Origin of the sequence: Nodosilinea sp. LEGE 06152 (genome assembly GCF_015207525.1) — a bacterium.
GTDB lineage: Bacteria > Cyanobacteriota > Cyanobacteriia > Phormidesmidales > Phormidesmidaceae > Nodosilinea.
This window is the reverse complement of record NZ_JADEWR010000007.1, coordinates 259,956-284,901: the sequence shown is the minus strand read 5'-3', so window position 1 is coordinate 284,901 and position 24,946 is coordinate 259,956. Positions and strand designations below refer to the sequence as shown.

The window sequence follows — 24,946 nt, the reverse complement described above, 5'->3', positions numbered from 1 at the left end:
TGGAAGTGATGCACGAGCGCAATGCTCACAACTTCCCCCTCGACCTGGCTACGGCTGAGGCTCCTGAAATCATCGGCTAGTCTTGACTGACTAATCCATTGATTGATTAGGAAAAGAGCGCTCCCCTCGGGGGGGCGCTCTTTTGTTATCTCCTGCACCAAGTCCAAATCCCATAGCTCCGATCTCAAAGAGGCCAAACCGCAGGGGGGCAAACAGCATTTGCCCTACCGAATCGGGGTAACTAAGAAGGGTTTGGTGTTGCAAACGTCTTTGAGGTTAGGACAGGTTCGACGCAAGGGCATTGCATGCAATACCTCTATCAGGTGTCGGAATTGATAAAAAATAAGTGGAATTGTAAACCTATAAAAAGTTGCGTGTTTTTGTAGTTATCGTTGGCTGTTTGGCGGAAATTACGGAAGCCCATTCTTTATGGCATTGGGAATAATGCGAGATATCGATACCTAGGCAAAGACTGAGGCACCCATTATGTCCACTGCTGTCATTCCATCTGTAGCTCAATTGCGGTCTGAACTTGGCGATTTTAGCAGCATCGTTTGTTTCAGAGCATTAGTTGTTGGCACCGAAGAAGTTTTAGGCGAAAAAGCTGCTGCGATCGCACTCATTGGCGCTGGTCGTCAGCGGGGACGCCAAGTGGCGAACCAGTTGGGCATTGCGGGGAAAGCTATGCCGCTTGATGAACTGGTCAGCGTTCTTCAAGCAGCGCTGGGCAAGAATGGCACCCGCCTGTGCATTATTGAGAAAATTGTTGAAACCAGCGAATCGATTTTAGTTTACTGCCGAGAAACAATTTGTTCGGCTGATGAACCTGAAGGGTCACCCCGCAAACTAACCTTCACGCTAGGAGCAGTGCAGGGCGTGATAGAGAGTGTCACTGGAAAGCGTTTGCGAGGCAAGCAAACGGAATCTGTTCTGCGGGGCAGTGCCTTTGATGTAATCGAATTTGAAACGATCGGTTGAACCGATCTAGCTTAAAGCCTGTAGTTTTTCTTGTAGAGAGACTACAGGCCTTGGTTACGCCAATGTGAGGGAAAGCCAAAATTGACTTCCATAGATTAATTCTCAATCAGTTGTCTTAATTTTTTGATGCTAGAGGAAAAGGTAAGTCCACCATTTTGCTCTTCTGTCTGTTTGCACTCGAACTTCGGGTGGCCAGGGTTTTCGCGCTTTGTTTTCTTCAGCCCTTGCACCCCTTGTGGGGCTGGGGCTTGCCCATCGCAACCGCAAAGGAAACAGAACTGATATTTGACTATCTAGAACCAGACCTTTGCGACAACTAAGAGACTCAGGGGACCGAGTCCCTACTGCTGCCACCTTCTGGGGCGAACAACAAAGGGACCAGGTCCCTCAACCCCGCAAAAGTGCTTCACATGCTCTACGGCGGCCTGACCGGCATCGTTCACGAAGCGTCTCCGGACCGGAGAATCCCACCATCAAAATCCGCTATGCCCTTGGCTACGCTGACCTCAACGACTGGCGCGACCTCATCTCCGTGCCGCTCAGCGCCGAGGGGGTTAACAGTCGCCCGACCGCCCAGCGGAGTGGAGACATGGATGGTGATTATGCCCAAGACAGTGCTGCTGAAGTAGCGCCAGACTTAGAGATCTCAGAGTTCTGGAGGTCTTTGGCTTAGCAGTAGTCGTTGCTAGAACCCTAGGATCTGAGCTAGTCCATCCGCCTATACATCTATATAGGCTCTAACTTTTTAATGTTGCCGCTCTGGCTAAGCCCAGGGTTCTCGGTTAGTGCTCTTAGCTAGATTGGGTTAGGCGGTTCGTGCTCAGTCACAAATTGCTACGGCGAGCTTTTTGATTAGTCTTTGGATGCCGAGGAACTCAAACCGATTCCGCACGTACTGCTGCGCCGGTTTGGCTCGCGTAGGATTGGCCTGCCGATCGGGCAACTGCTCAAGGGCTTGGCAATAGGGAGACATACTTGTAAGCAGGACGGCGAGAACTGAAAACGACAGTTTTAACCGTTCGTAGCAGCCCTGTTCGCAGCCGACAGTTCAGCGCATCAATCTTTAATCTTCTTAACATTTCAGCCTTTAGAATCGGGTGAAATCGTCTGATTTGCAGTTATCAAGCCACTCAAATCGATGCAATATGTAACTAAAGTTGCCTTGACTCCCTCTAGAAGTTACGCGAAACTACATCTAATGGATGTGCCCGCTCACGAAATCAATGCGATACATTGACTTTCGTAATGAACAGTAGCAAGCTATAGCTTAATTAGGATTAGGTTATTGTCTTGCTGCAACCCTGAAGATAACAGTAATCAGGGATGACGTCAGTCGCCATTGCCAAAGCCAGCATCACCAGTGTTGAGACCCATACCCTATGGAAACATTAGAGTTCATTATTTACCCCGATGGGCGGGTTAAGGAAACAGTAACCGGTATCGTAGGTGCCTCTTGTGCCGAGGTTACAGCGGCCATTGAGGCCCAGCTCGGTATCGTGATGGCCCAACAGACCACCTCCGAGTACTTTGCCCAGAATAATGAACAATCGGCAACGGAGACTGTAGCTGCCAAAACCGCCTACAGCCAATGGTAAATTTTCACTTTCTATAGTCCTCATACCCCCGCAGAAAATGTCACACTTTAGCCAAATCAAAACCAAAATCCGCAACCTAGACTCTCTCAAGCTGGCTTTGAATGATTTGGGTGCCGACTGGAAAGCTGGCCCCTGCAACGTACGTGGTTATCAGGGCCTGACTGAAACCGCTGATGTGGTGATTGCCCAGGACAACGGCTACGACATTGGCTTTCGCCGTAACCCTGAAACCAGCGACTACGAGTTGGTAGCTGACCTGCAGTATTGGCAACAGCCGCTGACGGTGGAAGGCTTTTTGCGCCAGGTAACCCAGCGCTACGCCTACAACACCGTGCTGTCTGAAACCTCTCGCCAGGGCTTTCAGGTGTCTGAGGAGCAGGTGCGCGAAGATGGCTCGGTGCGGCTAGTAGTACAGCGCTGGAACGGCTAGAGCGCTGACCTTTTGAAGTTTGGAGGGGGGCTGCTTTAGCCCCTTTCTTTGTTTTGGCCCATAACTGGGCGTTTTGAAGCACACAGGGCACAACACAATGACACATTTTGACGGGCAGCCCGATGCGACCGGCTTTGAGCCAGAGCTAGGCGGAAACCTTCGCCAAGTCAGCGATCGCACCGGCCTGGAGCCAGAGCTGGGCGGTCAGCTGCGCCAGAGGGGCGTCTATGTGGACGAGATTACCTGTATTGGCTGCAAGCACTGCGCCCACGTCGCCCGCAACACCTTTTATATCGAGCCTGACTACGGCAGATCGCGAGTTTACCGCCAGGATGGTGACTCTGAAGACATCATTCAAGAGGCGATCGACACCTGCCCAGTGGACTGCATTCACTGGATCGACTACACGGAACTGAAGCAGCTGGAGAGCGATCGCAAGCACCAGGTGATTCCGGTAGTTGGTTTTCCTGTAGACAAAGCGATGTCGGCGGCGCAAATGCGTAAGGCCAAGCGCAAAAGCCAGCGATCGCAGCAGTCCTGAAGCTCTAACGCCCTGGGGGCACTACCACGACCTCACCCGTAGGCAAAAATTGAACCTCTACCGTAGCAGGTTCATCCCTAACCACACCGGGAATCGTGGTGCCGGGCTGCGGCAGGGCAGGGCTGTTGCGGTAAGTCGCAGAAAAGTCGCTGAGGGGTTCTAGTGCCGTGACGGTGCCATCGGGCTCAAGGGTGAGGCTGTAGCGCAGGGTAGCAGCCAGGTTCGCAGGCGGTCGCCACTGCTGCTGGAGGGCCAGGGTGAGCGCACTAATCCACTCCAGGGCTGGGCTGGGGCTAGCCGTGTGGCCTGGGCCAGCGAAAGCTTCAGGATTGCTGCGCGCCGATTGCATTGTCTCAGGGCTAGCTGGGGCCGGAGTCGATTCTGCTGTCATGTCAGAGTTTGGGCTGGCAAGCTGTGTCTCCACGCCTGCCTCAGCTTCGGCAGAGGCGTCGGTATTGGGCTCAGCGGGAGTTGGGCTGAGCGGAGGTTGGCCGCTAGCGGGTGCTGGGGTGGCCGCTGAGGGCGGCGGTGATGCCTTAGGGGTAACGGCATCTGTTGATCCACTGGGTGGGGCGTCTGGGGTGGTTGGGGCCGTAGTTGTGGGTGCGGGGAGCGCTTCGCCTGCGGCGGGCGGCGCTTCTACAGACTCGGCAGCGGGCAAGTCGGCGGGGGATGCACCCCCTCCACCTTCTAAAGACTGCTGGCGATCGCTAGGCAGCGGCTGCCCCGATTCGTTGGTTGTTTGCGGCCCGCTGGGCGACAGCACCACCGGGCTAGGGGTGGTCGTCAAAAACTGGTTGCCTAGCAGGGCGGCAATGCCCACCGCCGCTACAGAGCCGACCCAAAGCGGCAGCCTAGGGCGCGTCCGGCGGGCCTTGACGGGCGTAGCGTCAGGCAAAATTTGGAGGCTGCCCTCGGCCTGCTCTAGGGCATCGGCCAGATCGGCTAACTGCAGGGTCGAGAGTTCAACAATGTTGGGCGGCTCTAGGGGAGTCACCAACGTCAGCCGATGGCGGGTCAGCCCTACGGGCTGAAGTGCACTGTCGCCTTGAGATACAGCGCCTCCTTCCGTTAGCGCGTCAGCACTGAGCTGGCGCTGAACGTAGGTTTGCACCAGCGCTGCCAGGGCAGAAAACTGCGGCTCTCGCCCGCTGACCTCAAATCGAGTCTGGTTGGCTACCGCTTCGGTCGCGGTGTCTAACTCTTCCCCGTGCACCTGGAGGTAAAAGCGCGATCGCCCCAGCACCGGGCGACCCGTGACCTGGCTCAGGGGTGAAAGCTCGCCCACCAGTCGCAGAGTACAGGTGCCCGCTGCATATTCGTAGGAGGTGATAGTGGCAGTCTGGGCCATGGACTTCGGGCTGGGTGGGTTAAAAGTTCAAAATTCAAAAGGCAAAGTTCAAAAAGTTGCTCAGGTGGTAGCTAAAAATTCCTTCTCAAACAGCAGCTCAACTCCAAAATCGCAAATCCAGAATCCGAAATTCCTCTCACTTTTCCGCGCGCTCTAGCAGCGCCAACCACAGCTTACGGCTGCCGCCGGAGCCACTGTAGAACAGCAGGTCAACCAGCAGCTTCAGCCCTAGGGCGTTGATCTCGTCGGTGGTGGCGGTTTGGTCGCCCTCCATGCGGTCTTGGTAGGCGTTGCTAAAGGCGTCTAGGTAGTCGCCCAGCTGCGCGGTGCGGTGCGGAGGCTGCCCCTGCTCGAGGGCCTTCTCCAGCCGCGCCACGGCCTGGCGAATGGGGTCACGATGGGCGATCGCCAGATGACAACTTACCAGCACCAGGGCGCGGGCTTCGTCGACATCGAGCTTTTTGCGGCCCTGCCCCTTGCGCAGCGGACTGGCCTGGCGCAAGCGCCACAGATTGACGCGATCGCTCAGCAAGTCAGATACGCCCAGGGCATCGGCCGCCGCCAGCATGGCATCCGACCCCAGGCCGGTGAGGGCTTCTAGGGCCAGCAGCACCAGGTCGAGCTGAGCCTTGATGCTGTGCAGCTGACGCGGGGTCGGCGCTGGCTGGGCCGGATTGTGCTCACTGAGGGAAGACGGTTCCACCAGGCTGCCCTGTTACTAACGTAGAGGATTGGGCTAATTGTGGCATGGGGGTTGCAGTTCTTGAAACGGGTTTTAGGGGCAACGAGTACAACCGCTCCGTCAAAGGCTGAAGCTAGCCTTGCTCTACACCCTGTCATACTAAATAGCAACGCCATTAGCTCTGGAGTGGCTCGCCATGGCAGTGACCCTAACGCGCTGGACCCTGGACGACTATCACCGCATGATTGAGGCTGGATTGTTCGTCAACCGGCGAGTAGAACTTTTGAATGGGCAAGTTGTTGAAACGGCTCCCGAAGGCCCTGATCACGCTGACCTTTCAACCGATGCTAATGAGTTGTTCGCAGCACAGGCGCGAGGGCGGTATCGAGTCCGCGTGGCTAAGCCCATGAGTATAGCCGCAACGGGCAGCGAGCCTGAGCCTGATATTGCCCTGGTTAGGCGTAGATCTTACCGCCAGGGGCACCCAGCACCAGTGGATGTGTACCTTATTATTGAGTTTTCAAATACAACTCTAGCCAAAGATACTAACGAAAAGCGCCAAGCCTATGCCACAGCGGATATTCAAGATTACTGGGTAGCCAATCTCAAGGATGGAGAACTTATCATTTACCGTCAACCGATCAATGGCGATTATCAAATTGAGCAGCGTCTGCGTCAGGGGGCGGTAACGCCGCTGGCTTTTCCCGATATTACCGTAGCGGTTGCCTCGTTGATTTAGAGTTGTCCTAGCCCTAAAAACTCCTGCGTGTGCTGCCAGATGTCTTCCTCTACATCCACCAGGGCGTGATCGCTGGGGAGTTCGATTAGCTTTGTCCAGGGGCGGGCAGCAGCGTAGGCGCGGCTGGCTTCTATAGATATCGTTTCGTCGCTGGTGCCGTGGAGAATCAGGGTGGGAATTTCGGCGTTTAGGGCATTGTCGTCATAGCCCTGGGCATCGGTGATGAAACCGTAGTGGAGGGGAATCTGCCGCTGCTCGGTGTAGTGGTAGACCGAGAGGGTGCCCTCGGTACGCCAGGTATTTAGAGCCTCCGGGCCAAGGCGGGGCAGCCACTGCTTGAGGAAGCCAAAGGCGGGGGCCAGCAGCACGAGATTTTCGATGCGATCGGTAATGGCGGGCTGCTGAGCAACCCAGGCGGCGGTGAGACCCCCGAGGCTAGAGCCGATCAGCCCCGTGGGTTCACTCTGAGACAAAATTAGGGCGCTGACCTGCTCGATCTGGCGGCTGAGGGTGAGGTGGGCAAAGTCGCCCTGGTTGAGGTCGGGGATCAGCAGGGGGATGCCCAGGGTGGCGAAGCGGGCTTTCATGGCCTGGGCTTTGGCGAACTGGGGGCTGGAGGCGAAGCCGTGGAGGTAGATGTATTGGGGCATGGTGTGGGGAGTGGATGGGTAGGCGGGTGGATGGGTGAGGGGGTGAGGGGGTGAGGGGGGACCGTACATTAAGTTAAAGCGGGAATCTCGTAGGGGCAAACGGTTGTTTGCCCAAACAGGGTATTGGCCCTAAGCCGGAGTGGGTGGATGGGTGGGTGAGTCGGTGAAGGGGTTGGCCCCTGGGGGTATGATATTGAATCGGTGCGCTTCCCAGGCTGGTTGGTGGGCGGTGCCCACCCTACGGTAAATCACATTTCTCCGACGCTATGACTTCGACTTATCGCATTACGCTGCTGCCCGGTGACGGTATTGGCCCTGAGATTATGGCGGTGGCAGTGGATGTGCTCAACACCGTGGGCAGCCAGATGGATCTGGCTTTTGAGTTTGAGGAGGCGCTGATTGGTGGGGCGGCGATCGATGCGACGGGAGAGCCGCTACCGGAGGCGACGCTAAAGACCTGTAAGGCCAGCGATGCGGTGCTGCTGGCGGCGATCGGGGGTTATAAGTGGGATACGCTGCCCCGGCACCAAAGGCCTGAGACTGGGCTGCTGGGGCTGCGATCGGGGCTAGAGCTGTTTGCCAACCTGCGCCCGGCGACGATTTTGCCCCAGTTAATTGATGCGTCTTCCCTTAAACGGGAAGTCGTTGAAGGGGTGGACATTATGGTGGTGCGGGAGCTGACCGGGGGCATCTACTTCGGCAGCCCCAAGGGGGTGTTTGAAACCGAGACGGGGCAGAAGCGGGGGGTCAACACCATGGCCTATACCGACGGCGAAATCGATCGCATTGGTAAGGTCGCCTTTGAGACGGCCCAAAAGCGCAAGGGCCAGCTCTGCTCGGTGGATAAGGCCAACGTGCTGGAGGTGTCGCAGCTGTGGCGCGATCGCATCATCGCCCTCTCTGCCGACTACCCCGATGTCGCCCTGACGCATATGTACGTCGACAACGCCGCCATGCAGCTAATTCGCTGGCCCAAGCAGTTTGACACCATCGTGACCGGCAATTTGTTTGGCGATATTCTCTCTGATGCGGCGGCGATGCTGACCGGCAGCATTGGCATGCTGCCCTCGGCCAGCCTGGGGGCCAGCGGACCTGGGGTATACGAACCCGTCCACGGGTCGGCCCCCGACATTGCTGGGCAGGATAAGGCCAACCCCCTGGCCCAGGTGCTGAGCGCCGCCATGATGCTGCGCTACGGCCTCGACCAGCCCGCCGCCGCCGATCGCATTGAGCAAGCCGTGACAAAAGTCCTCGATCAGGGTTATCGAACTGGCGATATCATGTCTGAGAGCATGACCCAGGTGGGTTGCAAGGCGATGGGCGAAGCCCTGCTGAGTGCCCTGGCGTAAAGTTCTTTCTAGAAGCCCTTCTAGAGTTTGCTGCCCCTGGAAAGATCGATTAGAGTCTGTCTATAAGCGCACAGGTGAGCCGTGTACGGTCTACAGCAACCCCCTTCTTCGAGCCAACCCGCCCAGCGACCCGATGCCAGCGTCCCGCCCATGGCGCTTAACCCGGCTCTGCTGAAGTCGGCCCGGCAAATTTATCGCACCTATTACGAAGTTCACCCCGAAGATGTGCAGCGCCCCATCGGCATTGCCATCAGCACTAAGACCCACCGGGGCAAGCTCATTTTTGGCGACAAACCCGTGCTGCTGCCCAACGAATGCTTTGTCCCCATTAGCCAGATCGAGCCGGGGCTGCACTAGGCCCGCCAAGCCGTCGTACCAAAATCAGGATAGCGGGCCATTCTGAGCGGGCACACTGGGTAGCGTAACCCAGTAGTGCAAAGGACTTGGTACCTATGGCTGAGTCGCCTCTTTCAGCTCTAGCGACATCGGCACCTTCTGCCTGGGCAGGCTCGTCACAGTCGAAACTGCTGACCACCTCCGACAGTTGTAAGCGGCGGGCTGTGGCCAAGCGACCGCTGCCCAGCTACACCCAGCGGCTGCTGCGGCAGCTGCGACTCAAGCTATCTACCGCTTCGCACCGCCCAGAGGCCCTCGATTTGGCCGTAGTGATCTGCACCTACAACGGCGAGCGGCGCTTGCCCCAGGTGCTCGACTGCCTGCTGGCCCAGCTGGGCACCGAGCACCTGGCCTGGGAGGTGATTGTGGTCGATAACAACAGCACCGACGGCACCGCCCAGGTGGTCAAAACCTACCAGCAGCAGTGGCCGCAGGATGTGCCGCTGCGCTACGCCTTTGAGCCGCGCCAGGGGGCTGGCTACGCCCGCCAGCACGCCATTGAGATCGCCCGCAGCCCTCTCGTCGGGTTTCTCGATGATGACAACCATCCGGCGTTGGGCTGGGTGGTGGCGGCCCATCGGTTTGGCCAGGCCCATCCCCAGGCGGGGGCCTTTGGCAGCCGCATTCGAGGCGACTTTGAAATTCCGCCGCCGCCCAATTTCGATCGCATTGGGGCTATGCTGGCCCTCACCGAGCGCGGCTCTGAGCCGCTGATTTACGACCCCCAGCAGAAGATTTTGCCCCCGGCTGCGGGGCTGGTGGTGCGGCGGCAGGCCTGGCTGGCCAGCGTGCCCGAACAGCTCACCCTGGCCGACGCCATTGGCTTTCGGGCGGCGGGCGAAGATTTGGAGGTGGTGCTCTACATGCAGCGCCACGGCTGGGAAGTGTGGTACAACCCGGCGATGCGCATGCAGCATCAGATTCCGGCCAGCCGGTTTGAGCGCGACTACTTGCTGCGGCTGTTTCGCGGCATTGGCCTGAGCCGTCACCACACCCGCATGCTGAGTGTGGCCCGGTGGCTGGGGCCGCTGATGACGCTTTTGTATATGGCGAACGATTTGCGCAAGATTGTGCGCCACCTGGTTAGGTATCGGGGCGAGGCGATCGCCGATACGGTTGCCGCCTGCGAGCTTACGCTATACGTCTACAGCCTGCTCAGCCCGTTCTACCTCGCGCGGCGGCGACAGCGGCAGCGGTACGGGGCGCAATCGGGCGACGTGCCCTGCTGAGCTGATCCCAGCCGAGCCAGAGGCAAAAGCTAGCCACCTGTAGAATGGGAGGCGATCGCAGCTTTGCAGTTACAAATTAGTAAGATTCACCGCTCGTTTTGAACCGCTGACGGTACTACCACTGAGGATACTTAGAGCAGCGTTTTATTCGCTTTAAGATCAAAGCAGTAGGACCCGTGTGAATCTCTTTCAAAGCGCTTTCTCTAAAGGGATTGAACGGTCGCATTCGATACAAACCATAGATCGTTTGCAGGAAGTGTTTATGGTCTGGAAATACTTTCTATTTGAACGGTTTAGCTGACTACTGCCCCGTGCTCCCGCTCAACTATGGATCACATTGACCAGCCCTCTACTCTCAATTTTCAAGATATTGAGCCCTTTGACCGCAGAATTCTCTCCGCTGTTAAGAAGGCTGAGACCCTCTGGCGCACGCTGCAGGCCGAGCCTGAGTTCACCCCTGAACTCCGCCACCAAGCCCTAGAGGGGCTGCGGCTGACTTTAGAAGAATTGCAGGTGGCCCACGAAGAACTTCAGGTGCAGCAGGAAACCCTGGTCGAAAAACACGAGCAGTTGGTGCTTAGCCACCAGCGCTACCAAGATTTGTTTGAGTTTAGCCCTGAGGGAGCGCTGGTCACCGACGGCAACGGGCTGATTTTGGCCGTCAACCGGGCCTTTGCCCATCTGATCGGGGTGCCCCAGAGCTGGTTGGTGGGCAAGCCCCTGGCCACCTTTGTGCCCCTCGATCAGCGGGGGCCGTTTCGTCACTGGCTGCGGTATGTGCAGCAGGGGGCGCACACCAACCGTCACGATAGCTACTTGCAGCGCCGCGATCAGGTGTGCCTGCCGGTTAGCATTAGCGTGCGGCGGTGCCAAGCGCCCTACGAAAACGAGCTGTGGTGGGCCGTGCAAGACCGCCGCGATCGCCACGCCGCCGAGGTTGCCATTCAGCAGGCCCACCACCAGCTCGAGCAAAAAGTGCAGGAGCGCACCGCCGCCCTAACTGAGGCTAACCAGCGGCTGGAGGCGGAGATCAAGGCTCGCCAGCAGGCCGAGCAGCGGCTGGAGTTTCAGGCCCAGCAAGAGCGCCTGCTGCAGACGATGGCCCAGCGCATTCGCAGTTCGCTAGAGCTTGACCAGGTGCTGGCTGCCACAGTCGAGGAGATTCAGCAGCTGCTGGCGGTAGACCGGGTGCTAATTTTGCGGTTTCAGGCCGACGGCACCAAAGTGGTGGCCACCGAGGCGCGCACGAGCTGCTGCCAGTCGCTGCTGGCCCAAACCTTTCGCGAGCCCTGCCTGAGCGATCGCGTGCTGGAGCAGTACGGCCAGAGCGGCGGACGGGCGATCGCCGACATTTTGGCCGCCGACCTTGAGCCCTGCCTGGTCGAAACCCTAAAGCTGCTAGATGTGCGGGCGCTGCTGGTGGTGCCGATCTTGCAGGAGAGCCCGTTGCAGGCAGACCCCAACCAAACCGGCCAGGTCTGGGGATTGCTGATTGCCCACCACTGCCACGCCCCGCGCCCCTGGCACGACCACGAGCAAACCCTGCTGCAGCGCCTGGCCATCCAGGTCAGCATTGCCATTCAGCAGTCGGCGTTGCACACCGAAACGCAGCGTTTGGCGGTGGTTGATGGCCTTACCCAGGTGGCCAATCGGCGACAGTTTGATGCCTACTTAAACAAAATGTGGCGACAACACCTGCGCGACCAGACGCCGCTGGCGCTGATATTGGCCGACATCGACTTTTTTAAGCTCTACAACGACAGCTACGGGCACCAGGGGGGCGATCGCTGCCTGCGAACCATTGCCGACAGCCTCAAAGGGCAGATCAAGCGGCCCCAGGACCTGGTGGCCCGCTACGGTGGCGAAGAATTTGCCGCCATTTTGCCCCAAACGAGTTTGACCGGTGCCCACCACCTGGCCAAAACCTGTCTGGCCCACATTCACAGTCTGGGCCTGCCGCATTTCCAAACACCGTTGCAGGTGTTAACCTTGAGCTTTGGGGTGGTCAGCTTAGTGCCGACTGCCGACCAGCGGGTTGAAACCCTGGTGCAGATGGCCGACCAGGCTCTATACAAGGCTAAAGCAGAGGGTCGTAATCGGGTGGTAACCTGGCCGCTCGACCTTTGACTTAGCTCGAAAGTAAAGTAATCACGACAATTTGCCCTTTTCAATATATATACACATGGTGGGAGATGTTTGCTTTTGCCTGAAACGGCAAACTAGGCCTAAAGCAACCAGATATAGGGGGCAGGTGTGAGTGCGCCTCAGGACGATTTTTTCACGCGATACATAGAAAAAGTTCAGACTCAAATTGAAACCCTGCACGCCGACGCCAAACGTTGTCCGGATGAGCGGCCCCAGCAGTTGGTGGCCATCGAAGAGCTGCGCCTAGCCATTGAAGAGCTGCACGTTGCCGAAGAAGAGCTGATTGCCCAAAACGAGCAGCTAATTGCTGCTCAGCAGCTAGTCGAAATTGAGCGCCAGCGCTACCAGCACCTGTTTGAGTTTGCCCCCGATGGCTATCTCGTTACCGATCTCAATGGCACGGTGCAGGAGGCCAACCGGGCGGCGGCGGTGCTGCTAAATACTGAGCAACAATATTTGCAGGGCAAGCCCCTGGTTACCAGCGTTGCTCAAGCCGAGCGAGCCAACTTTCGCGCCCTGCTAGCCCAAATTCAGCGAACCCGGCGGGTGCAGGGTTGGGAACTAACGATCGCGGGGCGACGGACGGAGCCGACTACAGTAGGGATTACCGTTCAAACCGTCGAAGCTATCGATGGGACGATAACTGGGCTGCGGTGGCAAATGCGCGACATTAGCGATCGCAAAAAAGCCGAAGCTACCCTCAGCCAGCTCCAGGCCCAAAATCTAGAGCTGCTAGAAGCCGATCGGCTTAGAACCCAGTTTTTGGCCACCGTTTCCCACGAGCTAAAGACCCCAATGACGGCGATTTTGGGGTTTTCGCAGGTGCTGATGGGGCAGTTTAACTTCAACCAAGATCCCAAAGCGATCAAGATGGCCGAGCGCATTTTTCACAATGGTCAGCATCTGCTCGGCCTGATCGAAAACATGCTCAACTTTTCGCGGCTGCGGGCGTACCAGGTGGATCTACAGCTCGAAACCTTCGACCTGATCGCACTGATCAACACCACCATCGACGAGCTGCAGCCGCTGGCCGACCAAAAAGCGATCGCCCTCGAAACCGACCTGCCCGACGCGCCCCTGATGATTACCAACGATCGCGGTCGTCTGCGGCAGGTGATTACCAACCTGTGGTCAAACGCCATCAAGTTTACCGATAGCGGTCGAGTGATGGTTAGAGTGCAAACGCTGCCCGCCGACCGACTGGTGCTGGTGGTGCAAGACACTGGCTGCGGCATTAGCGCCGAAGACCAGGCCTACATTTTTCAGGAGTTTTGGCAGGTCCACAACGCTCGCAGCACGGCACGGGGCACGGGGCTGGGACTGGCTATTGCGCACGCCCTGGTCAAGTCTATGCAGGGCACCATTACCGTAGAGAGTGAGCCGGGCCGGGGGAGCCGATTTCAAGTTGAGCTGCCGCAGACGGTTACGCCCAACCGCGTCAGTTTTGCCCTCAAGCCTTAGCCCCGCACCTTGGTTGTGACCTCGGCCACACGCTGCCCCAGGGCACGGGCGATCGCCAAGTCTTCGGGCTTGGGCTGTAGCTCGCCCTGGCCGCCCGCAATGGTAGACGCGCCGTAGGGTGTACCGCCCCGCGCCTCGGTGTGAATCATGCCTTCTACGGAGTAGGGCACGCCAACTACCAGCATGCCCAGGTGCAGCAGCGGCACCATCATGGTTAGCAGGGTCGTCTCTTGGCCGCCGTGGGTGGAGGCGGTGGAGGTAAACACCCCCGCTGGTTTGCCTTCCATATCGCCGTTGAGCCACAGGCTGGCCGTGGAGTCAAACAGCTGCTTCATTTGGGCAGTCATGTTGCCGTAGCGGGTGGGCGAGCCAAACACCACGCCATCGGCAGCTTTGAGGTCATCTACCGTACACACAGGAATGTCTTGCTGCTGCTCGCGCACCTGGCGGGCGGCGTCGTTGTTGTCGATAATTTGGTTGACGGCGTCAAACTCCTGCACTCGCCGCACCTCTACCTCTATGCCCGCCACCTGCCTGGCCCCCTCGGCGACGGCCTGGGCCAGTTGTAGGGTATGGCCGTACATAGTGTGGTAAACGACTAGCAGTCTCATGCATTCCCCAGATATCGACAGCTGGCTGGCTCTGCGTGGGCGTTGCGCCCCAGGCAGCATTGCGCTTCACCATAGATGTTGCTCTATCGAGCTGTGGTTTTTATCTCTCAAAGGAGAGATTTCGATGGGAGAAAAATAGCGGCGGCGAAAGTTTCCTCCCCAGGGGCTTGCGTTAGCCATCGGTGGGTTTAGCCCCGTTGAACCCCACTCTGGTGCCCTAGCTTCGCCTGGGCACTAGCTTTGCGCCTCTGCCACGCGATCGCCCGTTGCATACCCCAAACCATGCTCTCGCTCGGGCAAATGCATCTGTGCTTATCTGGTTAAAGTTTTCTCCCGCTGCAAACATCCATTTGGGAGGATGTTTAAGCTTCACGGCCTAGATAAGCTAGGCAATGGTCTCAAAATACCTTTGGTTTTGCCAAGCTGTAGGAGCAGATAATGGCCGGTCACTCTGTTGTCGTAATTGGTGCTTCTGCGGGCGGCGTTGAGGCATTGGCGCAGCTGGTTGAGCAGTTACCACCCGATTTAGATGCGGCAGTTTTTGTGACCGTGCATTTCCCGTCTTACAGCGTTAGCTTTTTGCCTGATATTCTCAACCGTTTCAATACCCTACCGGCGCTCCATCCTCAAGATGGTGAAAAAATTCAGCCCGGTCGTATTTACATTGCCCCACCCGACTACCATTTGCGCGTTCATCCCGACACTATAGAAATAAATCGGGGACCCAAAGAAAACGGCCATCGCCCCGCCATTGACACTATGTTTCGCTCGGCGGCTCAGGCTTACGGACCAGACGTAATTGGGGTAGTGCTGACCGGCATGCTCGACGATGGCACCAGCGGTCTCAACGACATTAAGGTAGAGGGCGGCATTGCCCTGGTACAAGACCCAGCCGAGGCGCTGTTTAGGGGTATGCCGCAGAGTGTGATCGACAACGTAGCCGTTGACAAAGTGCTACCGCTCGCCGCCCTAGCCCAAGAAATTGTGACCTTAACCTGTTCTACAGATAACTTTTCAATGACCTCTGAGCAGACTCCTAGAGAGCTTTCTAAGCAGGAGTTTGAGCAAAAAACGACTCAGCCTGCTAATCAACCTAAGCTTGAAGACGAAGTCGTCGCTGAAGAAAAGGCAGCGGCAGAGCATGGGGCCCGCTCAAATGCCGCCTCGCCCCTGACCTGCCCCGACTGTGGCGGCGTACTGTGGGAACTGCGAGACGGCAACCTGCTGCGGTTTCGCTGCCACGTGGGCCACGCCTACTCGGCAGACAGCCTGATTGCCGAACAGTCTGACGATCTAGAGCGCGTGCTGTGGACGGCTGTGCGATCGATTGAAGAACGGGCTGCGCTGTCGCGGCGGCTAGAGGCCCATGCCGTCGAGCAAAATCGGCCTAAATCGGCAGAGCAGTTTGCCAGGCGAGCTGCCGACGCCGAACAAAACGTCAGCTTGATCAAGCAAATTATTTTGCGGCAGCAAGAAATGCGTCTTCAGGGCAACAGCGGTGCCTCCACCTCAGACGCTGACCTGAAGCCTGACCTTTAACCCGTAGCGTGGCGCTGGGGTAAGGGCAATTTCTATAGCAATTTCGGTGGCGGTTTTGGCGGTAGTTCCTACGATTTATTGACCTAACGTTGTAAATCGAGTTTACGGGTTAGGGTAGGTCTGGGTCTCCTAAAAGATTTTGCTTAAATTTGTTTTAGCTGAACCAAACGCTGGCTAGATGAGCATCATTTTGGCCAAATTTTTCTGGAATTAAGGAGCAGAAATTTACAGTCGCGCTGGCTAATGTTGGGCTGAACACTGCTGCTCATTTGGCTCACCCCTACAATGGCTTTGGCCCAAGTTAAAAACTACCCCGATTCAGCAATTGTCTGATTGCGATCGGTTCTATTCAGCTTTTACCCAATGTAAGGGTAATTTCTAGAGCGAAACTATGGCCAATTTGCCACCTCCAGTTGCCCTATTTCCATCCTTGCAATTTGATGTCGTCATTATTGCTACGTCGGCAGGAGGTCTTAAAACCCTGGGGCAGCTGTTGCCCCAGCTACCTACTAATTTTGCCGCCGCCCTGATCATTGTCATGCACCTTAGTTCTGATACTGCTAGCCTGCTGCCTGGAATTTTGAGCCGGATGACTTCTTTGACTGTGAAAGATGCCGAGGCCGGGGAGGCGATTAAAGCTGGAACAATTTACACTGCGCCCCCCGACTATCACCTGCTGGTGAGGAGCGATCGCAGGCTGCATCTTACCCAAACCAAAAAAGTTAACTACACCCGCCCCGCCGCCGATGCCACGCTGACGTCGGTAGCCGAGTGCTTTGGGAGCCGGGCGATCGCCGTTGTGCTCACCGGCTACGGTCGCGACGGGGCCTTGGGCGTAAAAGCGATTAAGCAGGGCGGCGGTCGGGTGATTGTGCAAGATCCAGCCACCGCTACTGTAGCCAGCATGCCGCAGACCGCCATTGACACATGCCAGGTAGATTGGGTTTTGCCGATCGACCAAATTTCGCCCGCCTTGGTTAAACTAGTGCAGCAAGATGGGAAATAGTTTGTGACTGCTAATTCAGAAAACAATCCTGCCTTTGATGCCCTGCTCGATTACGTACATACCAGTCGAGGATTCGATTTTACCGGCTACAAGCGCTCCAGCCTCATGCGCCGAGTAAATCGCCGCCTGCAAATGATTAATGTCAGCACCTTTAGCGACTATATCGACTATTTAGAGGTGCATCCCGATGAGTTTCGCCAGTTATTTAACACGCTGCTGATCAACGTCACGGCTTTCTTTCGCGATCCTAGTGCCTGGAATACACTGCGAACCGAAATTGTGCCCGCTATTTTGAGCACCAAAAGCGATCACGATATGATTCGGGTGTGGAGTGCTGGCTGCGCCTCGGGCGAAGAAGCCTATTCAATGGCGATTTTGCTGGCCGAGCTGCTGGGTGTTGAGGCGTTTCAAGAGCGGGTCAAAATTTATGCCACCGACCTAGACGACGAGGCCCTGGCCGAGGCCCGTCAGGCCACCTACTCGCAGCAAAAGGTGGAGGGGCTCTCAGATACGCAGCTGGAGCAGTTTTTTGAGCAAAAAGAAGGGCTTTACACCTTTCGCAAAGACCTGCGGCGACTGGTCATTTTTGGTCGCCACGACCTGATTCAAGATGCCCCCATCTCTAAGGTCGATCTGCTGCTGTGCCGCAATACGCTGATGTACTTTAATGCCGAAACCCAGAGCCGAATTTTGGCCCGGTTTCACTTTGCCCTGCGAAACAACGGCTACTTGTTTTTGGGCAAAGCCGAAATGTTGCTAACCCACAGCAATATGTTTAGCCCAGTACAGCTCAAGGGGCGAATTTTTTCTAAAGTACCTCGAACCAACGTGCGCGATCGCCTGCTGATTATGGCTCAAACTGGCAACGAAGACGCCGCTGACCATCTATCAGACCAGCTGCGGCTGCGCGAGGCCGCCTTTGACATTAGCCCGGTGGCCCGCATTGTGCTAGAGCAAGACGGCACTTTGGCGATGGCCAACCAGCGGGTGCGGGCGCTGTTTGGCCTCGCCCAGCGCGATGTGGGGCGGCCCCTGCAAGATTTAGAACTCTCGTACCGGCCCGTAGAGCTGCGATCGTGCATCGAAGAAGCTTACGAAAAGCGCCGCACCGTCAGCCTGTCAGAGGTCGCCTGGCAAAACTCGCGCGGCGAACCTGTTTTTTTAGAAGTGCAGGTTACCCCCATCTTTGCGAGCGACAACACCATTTTGGGAGCCAGCATTAGCTTCCTCGATGTCACCCGGTTTCAGCGGCTCCAGGCTGAGCTAGAACACTCCAACCAGGAGTTGGAGATGGCCTACGAAGAGCTGCAATCGACCAACGAAGAGCTAGAGACCACCAACGAAGAGTTGCAATCGACCAACGAAGAACTGGAGACCACCAACGAAGAGTTGCAATCGACCAACGAAGAACTGGAGACCATGAACGAAGAACTCCAGTCGGCCAACGAAGAACTGCAAACCGTGAACGATGAGCTGCAGCGCAGCAGCGATGATCTCAACCACAGCAACGCCTTTTTAGAATGTGTGTTTACCAGCCTCAAGGGAGGCGTGGTGGTGGTCAACCCCGACTTTCAGGTGCAGATCTGGAACCAAAAAGCCCAGGATCTCTGGGGCCTGCGCCCCGAAGAAGTCGTCGGCCAAAACTTTCTCAACCTCGATATCGGCCTGCCGGTAGAGCAGCTGCGTCAGCCCATTCGCAACTGCCTGGCCCTGGCCGACGGCAATGTCGCCGAAGTCACGCTGGAAGCGGTCAACCGCAAGGGCCGCAATATCACCTGCCGGGTCACCTGCACTCCCCTAATGCGTTCTGACAACCAGGCCCAGGGCGTGATTGTCATTATGGAATAGGGGCACCTTATTTCAACGCAATTTTCAGCGCAAATCCGTATCGCTCAACCCTGATTTCAAACAGGCACCTCGTGGGGGCATTGCACTGCACTGCCCCTACCAACCAGATGCAACCACATAGGATGCGGTATAAGATTCTGGCTTTCTCTGACATCGGCCTCCGCAACCCCGCCCAGGATGCGACAATATTGCCAATCATCCCAGTGCAGGCGGTGGGGCCATGGCCGTTGCCACCAGCCTAAACTGGGCGACCACCAGCGATTGAGAATAATACCTATGCGTTCTGATTTGCAGCGGGCTTTTGAGACCCACACAGTTCTAAAAATCATCAGCGGTCTCACCAACTACGACCACCAGCGGGTCGCAGCGGTAGTCAAAGCCGCCGACCAGGGCGGGGCCACCTTTGTCGATATCGCCGCCGATGCCGACCTGGTGCGCCTGGCCCAAACCCAAACCACTCTGCCCATCTGTGTCTCGGCCGTAGAGCCAGAGGCCTTTTTGGCCCCCGTCGCCGCCGGGGCCGATTTGATCGAAATCGGCAACTTCGACGCCTTCTACGCCCAGGGCCGCCAGTTTGAAGCGCCCGAGGTGATCGACCTCACCCGCCGCACCCGCGCCCTGCTGCCTGCGATCACCCTGTCGGTGACGGTACCCCACATTCTGGCCCTCGATGAGCAGGTCAGCCTGGCCGAAGCCCTGGTGGCGGCTGGGGCCGACATCATCCAAACCGAGGGGGGCACCAGCAGCCAGCCCGTCCACCCCGGCACCCTGGGCCTAATTGAGAAAGCGGCCCCCACCCTGGCCGCCGCCCACGCCATTTCGCGCGCCGTAGCGGTGCCGGTGCTGTGCGCCTCGGGTCTGTCAGATGTGACGGCTCCGATGGCGATCGCGGCTGGTGCGGCGGGCGTCGGCGTCGGCTCGGCAGTCAATAAGCTCGACAACGATCTGGCGATGGTGGCCGTGGTGCGCCAGCTGGCCGAGAGCCTGCAAACCGTGCGCGTCGGCGCGGTGCGCTAGGCCCTCGCGGTTAGGCTAGCTTGACCTCAGCCAGCGCCCGTTCCCTGAGCGGAGTCATAGGCTCTGCCGCCCCAGAGGGGCTAGGGAACGGGCGCTGGCTAATTTTTCCCGGAGTTCCGTTAGGCCTACGAAGCCAGCGATTAGGATAGAAGCAGCGATCGCACCGCCGTTGCCCCCTACTTCGCCCAGGACAAGCTTGCCATGGTTCAAGCTCAACCCCGCGTCGGCCCAGTTATCACCTGGGAGCCTCTGCCTGACGACTTTAAGCTACCCGATGACCCAGTGGAAAACATTCAACAGCCGCCCCTGGCCGCTGCCCTAACCGACGCCCTGGGTGCCGCTCGGCGGATTCAGCCGGAGATGCTGATCGGTTCCAACTTTGGTCTGGTTGTCAGAATCGATGGTGAGGTGGTCGTCAAGGCTCCAGACTGGTTTTACGTACCTCGGGTCAATCCGTTTCCGTCCGACGTCGTTCGCCGTAGCTACACTCCCCACTTAGAGGGTGACCCCGTTGCGGTAGTGATGGAGTTTCTCTCGACAGAGGACAATGGCGAGCTGTCGCTGCGCTCTACTAAGCCCTACGGCAAGCTCTACATCTATGAGCAAATTTTGCAGGTGCCAACCTACGTCATCTACGACCCGGCGGTAGCCAAACTAGAAGTGCGCTGCCTAGAAGGTGGCCGCTATGTGCCCCAACAACCCAACGCTCAGGGCTATTTTTGGGTGCCGCCCCTGGAGCTGTTTCTGGGCGTGTGGCAGGGTGAGCGGCTGGGCCAAACCCTCCACTGGCTGCGCTGGTGGAATGCCGACGGCAACCTGCTGTTCTGGAGTTCAGAACAGGCTGAGGCCGAGCGCCAGCGGGCCGATCGCCTAGCTGATCTACTCCGTGCCCAGGGCATTGATCCTGACACAGTACAATAGCAAATCTGCCTTGAGAAACCCCCATTCAAAACAGAGCTCTCGTAGGGGGTATACAGGCAGAATTCGGTGTAACTTGCTAGGTAGTCTAGCGATCGCGCTTCTACGGCATGTGCCTAGATCCTCTACATACCCGGTGTAGCCAGGTTGCGAAAGCGGGTAAACTGCGGCTCGAACAGCAGCTTGACGGTGCCGGTCGGCCCGTTACGGTGCTTGGTAAGGATGATCTCAGCAATGCCGCGATCGGGGGTGTCGGGGTCGTAGTACTCTTCGCGATAGAGCATCATAATCAAGTCGGCGTCCTGCTCGATCGCTCCACTTTCGCGTAAATCGCTCATCATTGGGCGTTTGTTGGTGCGCGACTCAACGCCACGGCTGAGCTGAGAGAGGGCGATAATTGGCACGTTTAGCTCACGGGCGAGACCTTTGAGCGATCGCGTCATTTTCGACAATTCCTGCACCCGGTTGTCGCCGCCGCCCTCCATCAGCTGCAGGTAGTCGATCAAGATCAGGCCCAGGGCACCGCCTTGCTCGGCTTGTAGACGGCGACAGCGAGAGCGAATTTCGGTGACCGAAATGTTTGGCGTATCGTCGATAAAAATCGGCATTTGAGACAGTACGCTGATGGCATGGCCCAGCTTTTCCCACTCGTTTTGGGCAATGCGGCCGGTGCGCAGGCGGCTGCTCTCCATCTCCACTTCGCTGGAGAGCAGGCGGTAGACCAGCTGCACCTTCGACATCTCCAGGCTGTAGACCGCGACCGGCAGCTTCTGCAAAGCGGCGATATTACGAGCAATATTCAGCACAAAGCTGGTGTTGTGGACACAGATATCGTTGGCCACAAAGTTGTGGGTACCGGGGATGGTGAGATCGTAGACCTGTTTAGTACCTTGAGGTTCGATCGCGACAATTTCATCCCAGTAGACATCGCTGGTGGCGATGTGCTGAAGTTCTAGGTGCTCTAGGGCGGTGGCTAGGGCAAAGAGGCGATTGCGGGTGGGAGCGCGTTTGCCAGCGTGGATATTGCTGGTGCTCTGAAATCCGGCACGGGTGGCTAGGGATACCCAGGATTCATCGCCCTTAGCAGCGCGAAGAGATTCCCAAATTTCGACGGGAATCAGATCGCGATTGGTCTGGTATCGGCGGCTGGCTAGGGCGGTCTCGACCTTAGCCAAGGCCGTTTCCTTGCCGAAGATGCCGATTTCGCTGAGGAACGTTTTGATCGAGGGGGCATCGGTGATATCGATTTGCCAAGCGGGGCGACGGCTGTCGAGATACTTCACCGATCGCAACTTGAGCTGAGCCAAAATACCAAACCGCAGCAGCAGGTGCTGCACCTGGCGAGCTAGCGTTTCGCTCACGCTGGCAAATCCCAGCTGCGCCTGACCAGAAGTAAGGACGGTGGCCCAGCCATCAGTGGCAAATAGACGGTTGAGAAAAAGGGCCAGAAGTGATTTTCTAAGCCGAAACACAGCCTCTGGAATTGTTTTTTGATGTGCTGATTTGCCCCAGAGTTGCTGATCCTGTAACCAGAGGGTAACGGTATTCTGGCTCATCCAGCGAATGGTAGCGAGACCACCGGGAGCCAGTTGTTCTGGAGCCACTTGAAGCAGTTGACAAAGCCGTTCAAAGGTATCTGGATTAGGCGCGCATTCCCCCTGTTGCCACAGCGTCACCAGGCTAGGGGCAACCCCTAACGTTTGGGCAAACCACCGAGCCGGGTGGCCGCTGGCTTTGATCAACGTCCGTAGCGATTGACCAAAAACAGTGCGGGCACGCTGCACGTCCTCTCCATCGGCGCTGATATAAAAGCTTGGGGTGCGAGTGCCCTGGGAGGTTTGAGGGCGAACTTTTACCCCCCGAAATTGCAGCGCCGATGCGGTGAAATCGTCCTGAATTTGAGGATTTTCGTTAGTGAACTGCGGCGAGGCACCCGTTAGGCAACCATCGCCGATCAGGTAGGCCAGGAGTTTGACCTGGTGCTCCGGCAGAGTCTCGGTGCCAAACACTGGCAGCGTTCTGGGTACGGCAATTTTGGTGCCCACTGTCAGCTCAGCCAGGGGACACCAGCCCTGAATCGTCAGGTAGGGGTGGGTGAGGGTAGTCTCAATCTCCCGCCCCGATCGCGTCCTCACCCGAAACACAGGTTTAACGCCATCATCCACATAGGCGCTGGGTTCAGCAAACCTGAAACGCCAGTCATTCCCCAGGGTGAGTAGGGAGGCGGTTTGTTGCTGGTAGATATCGCCAATGGTCTGAAGGCTGCCGTCGGCCAGCACAATCTGAGCATCGGCACTCAGGCACTTACCCATTGACGGACGTGCAGCGGCAATAATTAGGTCTGAGCGCTGAAAACCCTGGGTCATGGCGTCGAGGTCGTAGAAGCCGCAGGGAATGCCGGGCAGCACCACGCCGAGCGATCGCTGCTCGATCTCCGAAAAAGTGTCGATCAAAATATCTGAGGTGGCGGTTAACCCGCCCTGGGGCCGCACTTGGGTAATGCCAAACAGCTTTTGCTCCGACTGGTCGAGCACGTTCTCCAGGGGCAGCGTGGTGTCGTAGCCCAGCTGGGCAATCTCGCCGCCGGTTTGAATTAGCATGCGGCGAGTGTACTTGTCCATCACCAGGGTGGCGTACTGGTCGATGTTGGCGGCGCTAATGGTGCGATCGACCAGTTGAGCCAGCCGGGTTTGGCCGCCTACCTGCTCCAGCTTGCCGTTGTCTTTGAGCCACACCGCCAGGGTCATCAGGTCGGCGGGCTGCCCCTTGGCGTGGAGGGCTAACGCCCCTTTGTAGAGATCCCGGTGGGCACCGATATAAAAGGCGTCGGGGGTGAGAATCTCCATCACCCGGCCCAGGGCTTCAGGATCTAGCAAAATGCCGCCCAGAATGGCCTCTTCGGCCTCAATATTCTGGGGAGGGAGGCGATCGCTGACCGTATCAAACTTGAGATTCTGAACCATGGCGCTGCGGAAGTGGGGTAGCTCTAATTGTGCGTCAAACCCGGCTGCTCTGGGAGGGGATACCTAGCAGTCTAATAGTTTATGTGTACTAATTTACGACGGGCTAGGGCGCGTCAGCCGGTAGAAGCGGACCACAAAAATTATTCCAGCCGTAGCCACTCCAAGCGACTGCCCAATCCACAGGCCCACGCCCCCCAGCCCCAGCGGAAAGCCCAGCACGTACCCTGTGGTGAGGCCCACGCCCCCAAAGGCCAGGCCGCTGAGTACCATCGGAACGCGGGTATCTTGCAGGCCGTAGAGCGCCCCCGAGGCCACCCGCTGCACGCCATCGGTGAGCTGGGCCAAAGCCGCCACGAAAAGCATCGGCAGGGCCAGGGCCACCACGGTCGCGCTGGCCGGATCGTCTAAGTTTAGGTAGAGGCCAATAATGGACTGGCGAAATAGCAGCAGCCCTAGGGTCGCCAGCAGCATAAAGGCGGCGGCGATCGCGATCGCCACCGTCCCTGCCCGCCGCGTTTGGGCCATATTCTGCTGCCCCAGGGCCAGCCCCACCCGCGCCGTCGCCGCGTAGGACATGCCCAGCGGCACCATAAAAATCAGGTAAATCGTCTGGTAGACGGTTTGGTGGGCGGCCAGCACCTCGGGACCCAAAATGCCCATTAGAAACGTAACGACGGCAAACAGGCTAAACTCCAGGGCAATGGTAACCGCCAGCTCTGCCCCCATTACCACCATGCGCCCGATCAGCGGAGGCTGCACCCGGTACCACCGCCGCCAAAACTGATACTCCTTCAGGCTGGGGTGTTTGAGGGTGTAGAGCAAAAACAGGCCAAACATCAGCCAGTAGCTCAGGCCGCTGGCCAGCCCCAGCCCGCCCAGCCCCAAAGCCGGAAAGCCCCATTTGCCGAAGCCCAAAGCGTAGTTGCCCGCAATATTAAACGCCGTGCCTATCAGCACGATCACAATCACCACCTGAGCCTGGGCCAGTGCCGAGGCATAGCCCCGCAGCATGGCAAAGCCCAGCGCTGGCAGTGCGCCCCACAAAATCCACTGGAAGTAGGGCGCGGTCAAATCGGCGATCGCAGGGGGTTGACCCAGCAGCCGCAGCACCCCGTCCATCTGGCTGAGTATGGCCATCAGCGGCAGACTCAGCCCCAGCGATAGCCAAAAGCCCTGGCGGGCGATCGCCTCAATGTCTGACTTTTGCCCCGCGCCAAAGGCCTGGGCCACCAGCGGCCCCACCGCCATCACAAACCCGCCCAAAACGGCGATCAGCAGCTGAAAGCAAATAGCGGCCAGCCCGCCAGCCGCCAGGGTACTAGCCCCCAGCCGCCCCATCATTAGGGTATCGACAAAGCCCACCGCCGCCTGGGCTACCTGAGCCCCGGCCAGCGGCATGGCCAGCGTCAAAAAGGCTCGCACTTCTAAGCTGGTTTTAGCCTGGGCCTTGGATCGCTCGCGTGTGTGCATCGGCTAGATCGAGCCCAATATAGTGAGA

Annotated in this window: 21 protein-coding genes; 15 read left to right on the top strand and 6 right to left on the bottom strand. The window is 57.8% G+C overall.

The genetic code is table 11. The annotated features are described in order from the left end of the window. Window positions 1–486 precede the first annotated feature (486 nt). The 4 genes from IQ265_RS12355 (at window position 487) to IQ265_RS12340 (ending at window position 3,544) form a co-directional block, all read left to right on the top strand. Window positions 487–978, top strand: a complete 492-nt coding sequence (locus tag IQ265_RS12355) for a hypothetical protein (protein WP_194053888.1) — start codon at window positions 487–489, stop codon at window positions 976–978. A gap of 1,379 nt (window positions 979–2,357) precedes the next feature. Continuing rightward, complete coding sequence (locus IQ265_RS12350; RefSeq protein WP_194053886.1) at window positions 2,358–2,573, top strand: DUF2997 domain-containing protein; 216 nt, start codon at window positions 2,358–2,360, stop codon at window positions 2,571–2,573. A gap of 37 nt (window positions 2,574–2,610) precedes the next feature. Further along, complete coding sequence (locus tag IQ265_RS12345; protein ID WP_194053884.1) at window positions 2,611–3,003, top strand: DUF1257 domain-containing protein; 393 nt, start codon at window positions 2,611–2,613, stop codon at window positions 3,001–3,003. Between the two features lie 97 nt (window positions 3,004–3,100). Next, window positions 3,101–3,544, top strand: a complete 444-nt coding sequence (locus IQ265_RS12340; RefSeq protein WP_194053882.1) for a ferredoxin — start codon at window positions 3,101–3,103, stop codon at window positions 3,542–3,544. Between the two features lie 4 nt (window positions 3,545–3,548). On the opposite strand, the gene IQ265_RS12335 is transcribed toward IQ265_RS12340, so the two are convergent. Continuing rightward, entirely contained in the window at window positions 3,549–4,895 is a 1,347-nt protein-coding gene (locus IQ265_RS12335) for a DUF4335 domain-containing protein (protein WP_194053880.1), read from the bottom strand. 136 nt (window positions 4,896–5,031) lie between these two features. Further along, entirely contained in the window at window positions 5,032–5,598 is a 567-nt protein-coding gene (locus tag IQ265_RS12330; RefSeq protein WP_194053878.1) for a DUF3038 domain-containing protein, read from the bottom strand. Window positions 5,599–5,773: 175 nt separating this feature from the next. Here IQ265_RS12330 and IQ265_RS12325 point away from each other — a divergent pair, with 175 nt between their 5' ends. Next, on the top strand, window positions 5,774–6,316 hold the full coding sequence (locus IQ265_RS12325; protein ID WP_194053876.1) for a Uma2 family endonuclease: 543 nt from the start codon (window positions 5,774–5,776) through the stop codon (window positions 6,314–6,316). On the opposite strand, the gene IQ265_RS12320 is transcribed toward IQ265_RS12325, so the two are convergent. Next, the gene (locus tag IQ265_RS12320) at window positions 6,313–7,035 is read right to left on the bottom strand and encodes a YqiA/YcfP family alpha/beta fold hydrolase (protein WP_228037833.1); all 723 of its coding nucleotides are present in this window, start codon (window positions 7,033–7,035) and stop codon (window positions 6,313–6,315) included. The genes IQ265_RS12325 and IQ265_RS12320 overlap by 4 nt on opposite strands. 197 nt (window positions 7,036–7,232) lie before the next feature. Between IQ265_RS12320 and leuB the strand changes: the two genes are divergently transcribed. The 5 genes from leuB (at window position 7,233) to IQ265_RS12295 (ending at window position 13,546) form a co-directional block, all read left to right on the top strand. Next, the gene (gene leuB, locus IQ265_RS12315; protein ID WP_194053874.1) at window positions 7,233–8,315 is read left to right on the top strand and encodes a 3-isopropylmalate dehydrogenase; all 1,083 of its coding nucleotides are present in this window, start codon (window positions 7,233–7,235) and stop codon (window positions 8,313–8,315) included. A 150-nt stretch (window positions 8,316–8,465) separates the two neighbouring features. Further along, window positions 8,466–8,672, top strand: coding sequence for a hypothetical protein (locus IQ265_RS12310; RefSeq protein WP_194053872.1), 207 nt, complete (start codon window positions 8,466–8,468; stop codon window positions 8,670–8,672). 95 nt (window positions 8,673–8,767) lie between these two features. Then, complete coding sequence (gene hpsE, locus IQ265_RS12305) at window positions 8,768–9,940, top strand: hormogonium polysaccharide biosynthesis glycosyltransferase HpsE (protein WP_194053870.1); 1,173 nt, start codon at window positions 8,768–8,770, stop codon at window positions 9,938–9,940. A gap of 327 nt (window positions 9,941–10,267) precedes the next feature. Beyond that, window positions 10,268–12,067 carry a diguanylate cyclase gene (locus IQ265_RS12300; protein WP_194053868.1) on the top strand — a complete coding sequence of 600 codons (1,800 nt, stop codon included), beginning with the start codon at window positions 10,268–10,270 and terminating at the stop codon, window positions 12,065–12,067. Between the two features lie 126 nt (window positions 12,068–12,193). Continuing rightward, the gene (locus IQ265_RS12295) at window positions 12,194–13,546 is read left to right on the top strand and encodes an ATP-binding protein (protein WP_347404956.1); all 1,353 of its coding nucleotides are present in this window, start codon (window positions 12,194–12,196) and stop codon (window positions 13,544–13,546) included. On the opposite strand, the gene wrbA is transcribed toward IQ265_RS12295, so the two are convergent. After that, the gene (wrbA, locus tag IQ265_RS12290) at window positions 13,543–14,157 is read right to left on the bottom strand and encodes an NAD(P)H:quinone oxidoreductase (protein ID WP_194053864.1); all 615 of its coding nucleotides are present in this window, start codon (window positions 14,155–14,157) and stop codon (window positions 13,543–13,545) included. The two genes, IQ265_RS12295 and wrbA, sit on opposite strands and share 4 nt — an antisense overlap. A 438-nt stretch (window positions 14,158–14,595) precedes the next feature. Here wrbA and IQ265_RS12285 point away from each other — a divergent pair, with 438 nt between their 5' ends. From IQ265_RS12285 to IQ265_RS12265, 5 genes are all read left to right on the top strand, one after another. Further along, window positions 14,596–15,696 carry a chemotaxis protein CheB gene (locus IQ265_RS12285; protein ID WP_194053862.1) on the top strand — a complete coding sequence of 367 codons (1,101 nt, stop codon included), beginning with the start codon at window positions 14,596–14,598 and terminating at the stop codon, window positions 15,694–15,696. 391 nt (window positions 15,697–16,087) lie between these two features. Further along, entirely contained in the window at window positions 16,088–16,702 is a 615-nt protein-coding gene (locus IQ265_RS12280; protein WP_194053860.1) for a chemotaxis protein CheB, read from the top strand. A 3-nt stretch (window positions 16,703–16,705) separates the two neighbouring features. Beyond that, window positions 16,706–18,550 (top strand): CheR family methyltransferase, encoded by a 1,845-nt coding sequence (locus IQ265_RS12275; protein ID WP_194053858.1) that lies wholly within the window; start codon window positions 16,706–16,708, stop codon window positions 18,548–18,550. Between the two features lie 270 nt (window positions 18,551–18,820). Then, window positions 18,821–19,567 (top strand): DUF561 domain-containing protein, encoded by a 747-nt coding sequence (locus tag IQ265_RS12270; protein WP_194053934.1) that lies wholly within the window; start codon window positions 18,821–18,823, stop codon window positions 19,565–19,567. A 201-nt stretch (window positions 19,568–19,768) separates the two neighbouring features. Then, window positions 19,769–20,488, top strand: coding sequence for a Uma2 family endonuclease (locus IQ265_RS12265; RefSeq protein WP_194053856.1), 720 nt, complete (start codon window positions 19,769–19,771; stop codon window positions 20,486–20,488). A 122-nt stretch (window positions 20,489–20,610) separates the two neighbouring features. Here IQ265_RS12265 and dnaB read toward each other — a convergent pair whose 3' ends face one another. Beyond that, window positions 20,611–23,448 carry a replicative DNA helicase gene (gene dnaB / locus IQ265_RS12260; protein ID WP_194053854.1) on the bottom strand — a complete coding sequence of 946 codons (2,838 nt, stop codon included), beginning with the start codon at window positions 23,446–23,448 and terminating at the stop codon, window positions 20,611–20,613. 93 nt (window positions 23,449–23,541) lie between these two features. Beyond that, window positions 23,542–24,918, bottom strand: coding sequence for an MATE family efflux transporter (locus IQ265_RS12255; RefSeq protein WP_194053852.1), 1,377 nt, complete (start codon window positions 24,916–24,918; stop codon window positions 23,542–23,544). Window positions 24,919–24,946 lie beyond the last annotated feature (28 nt).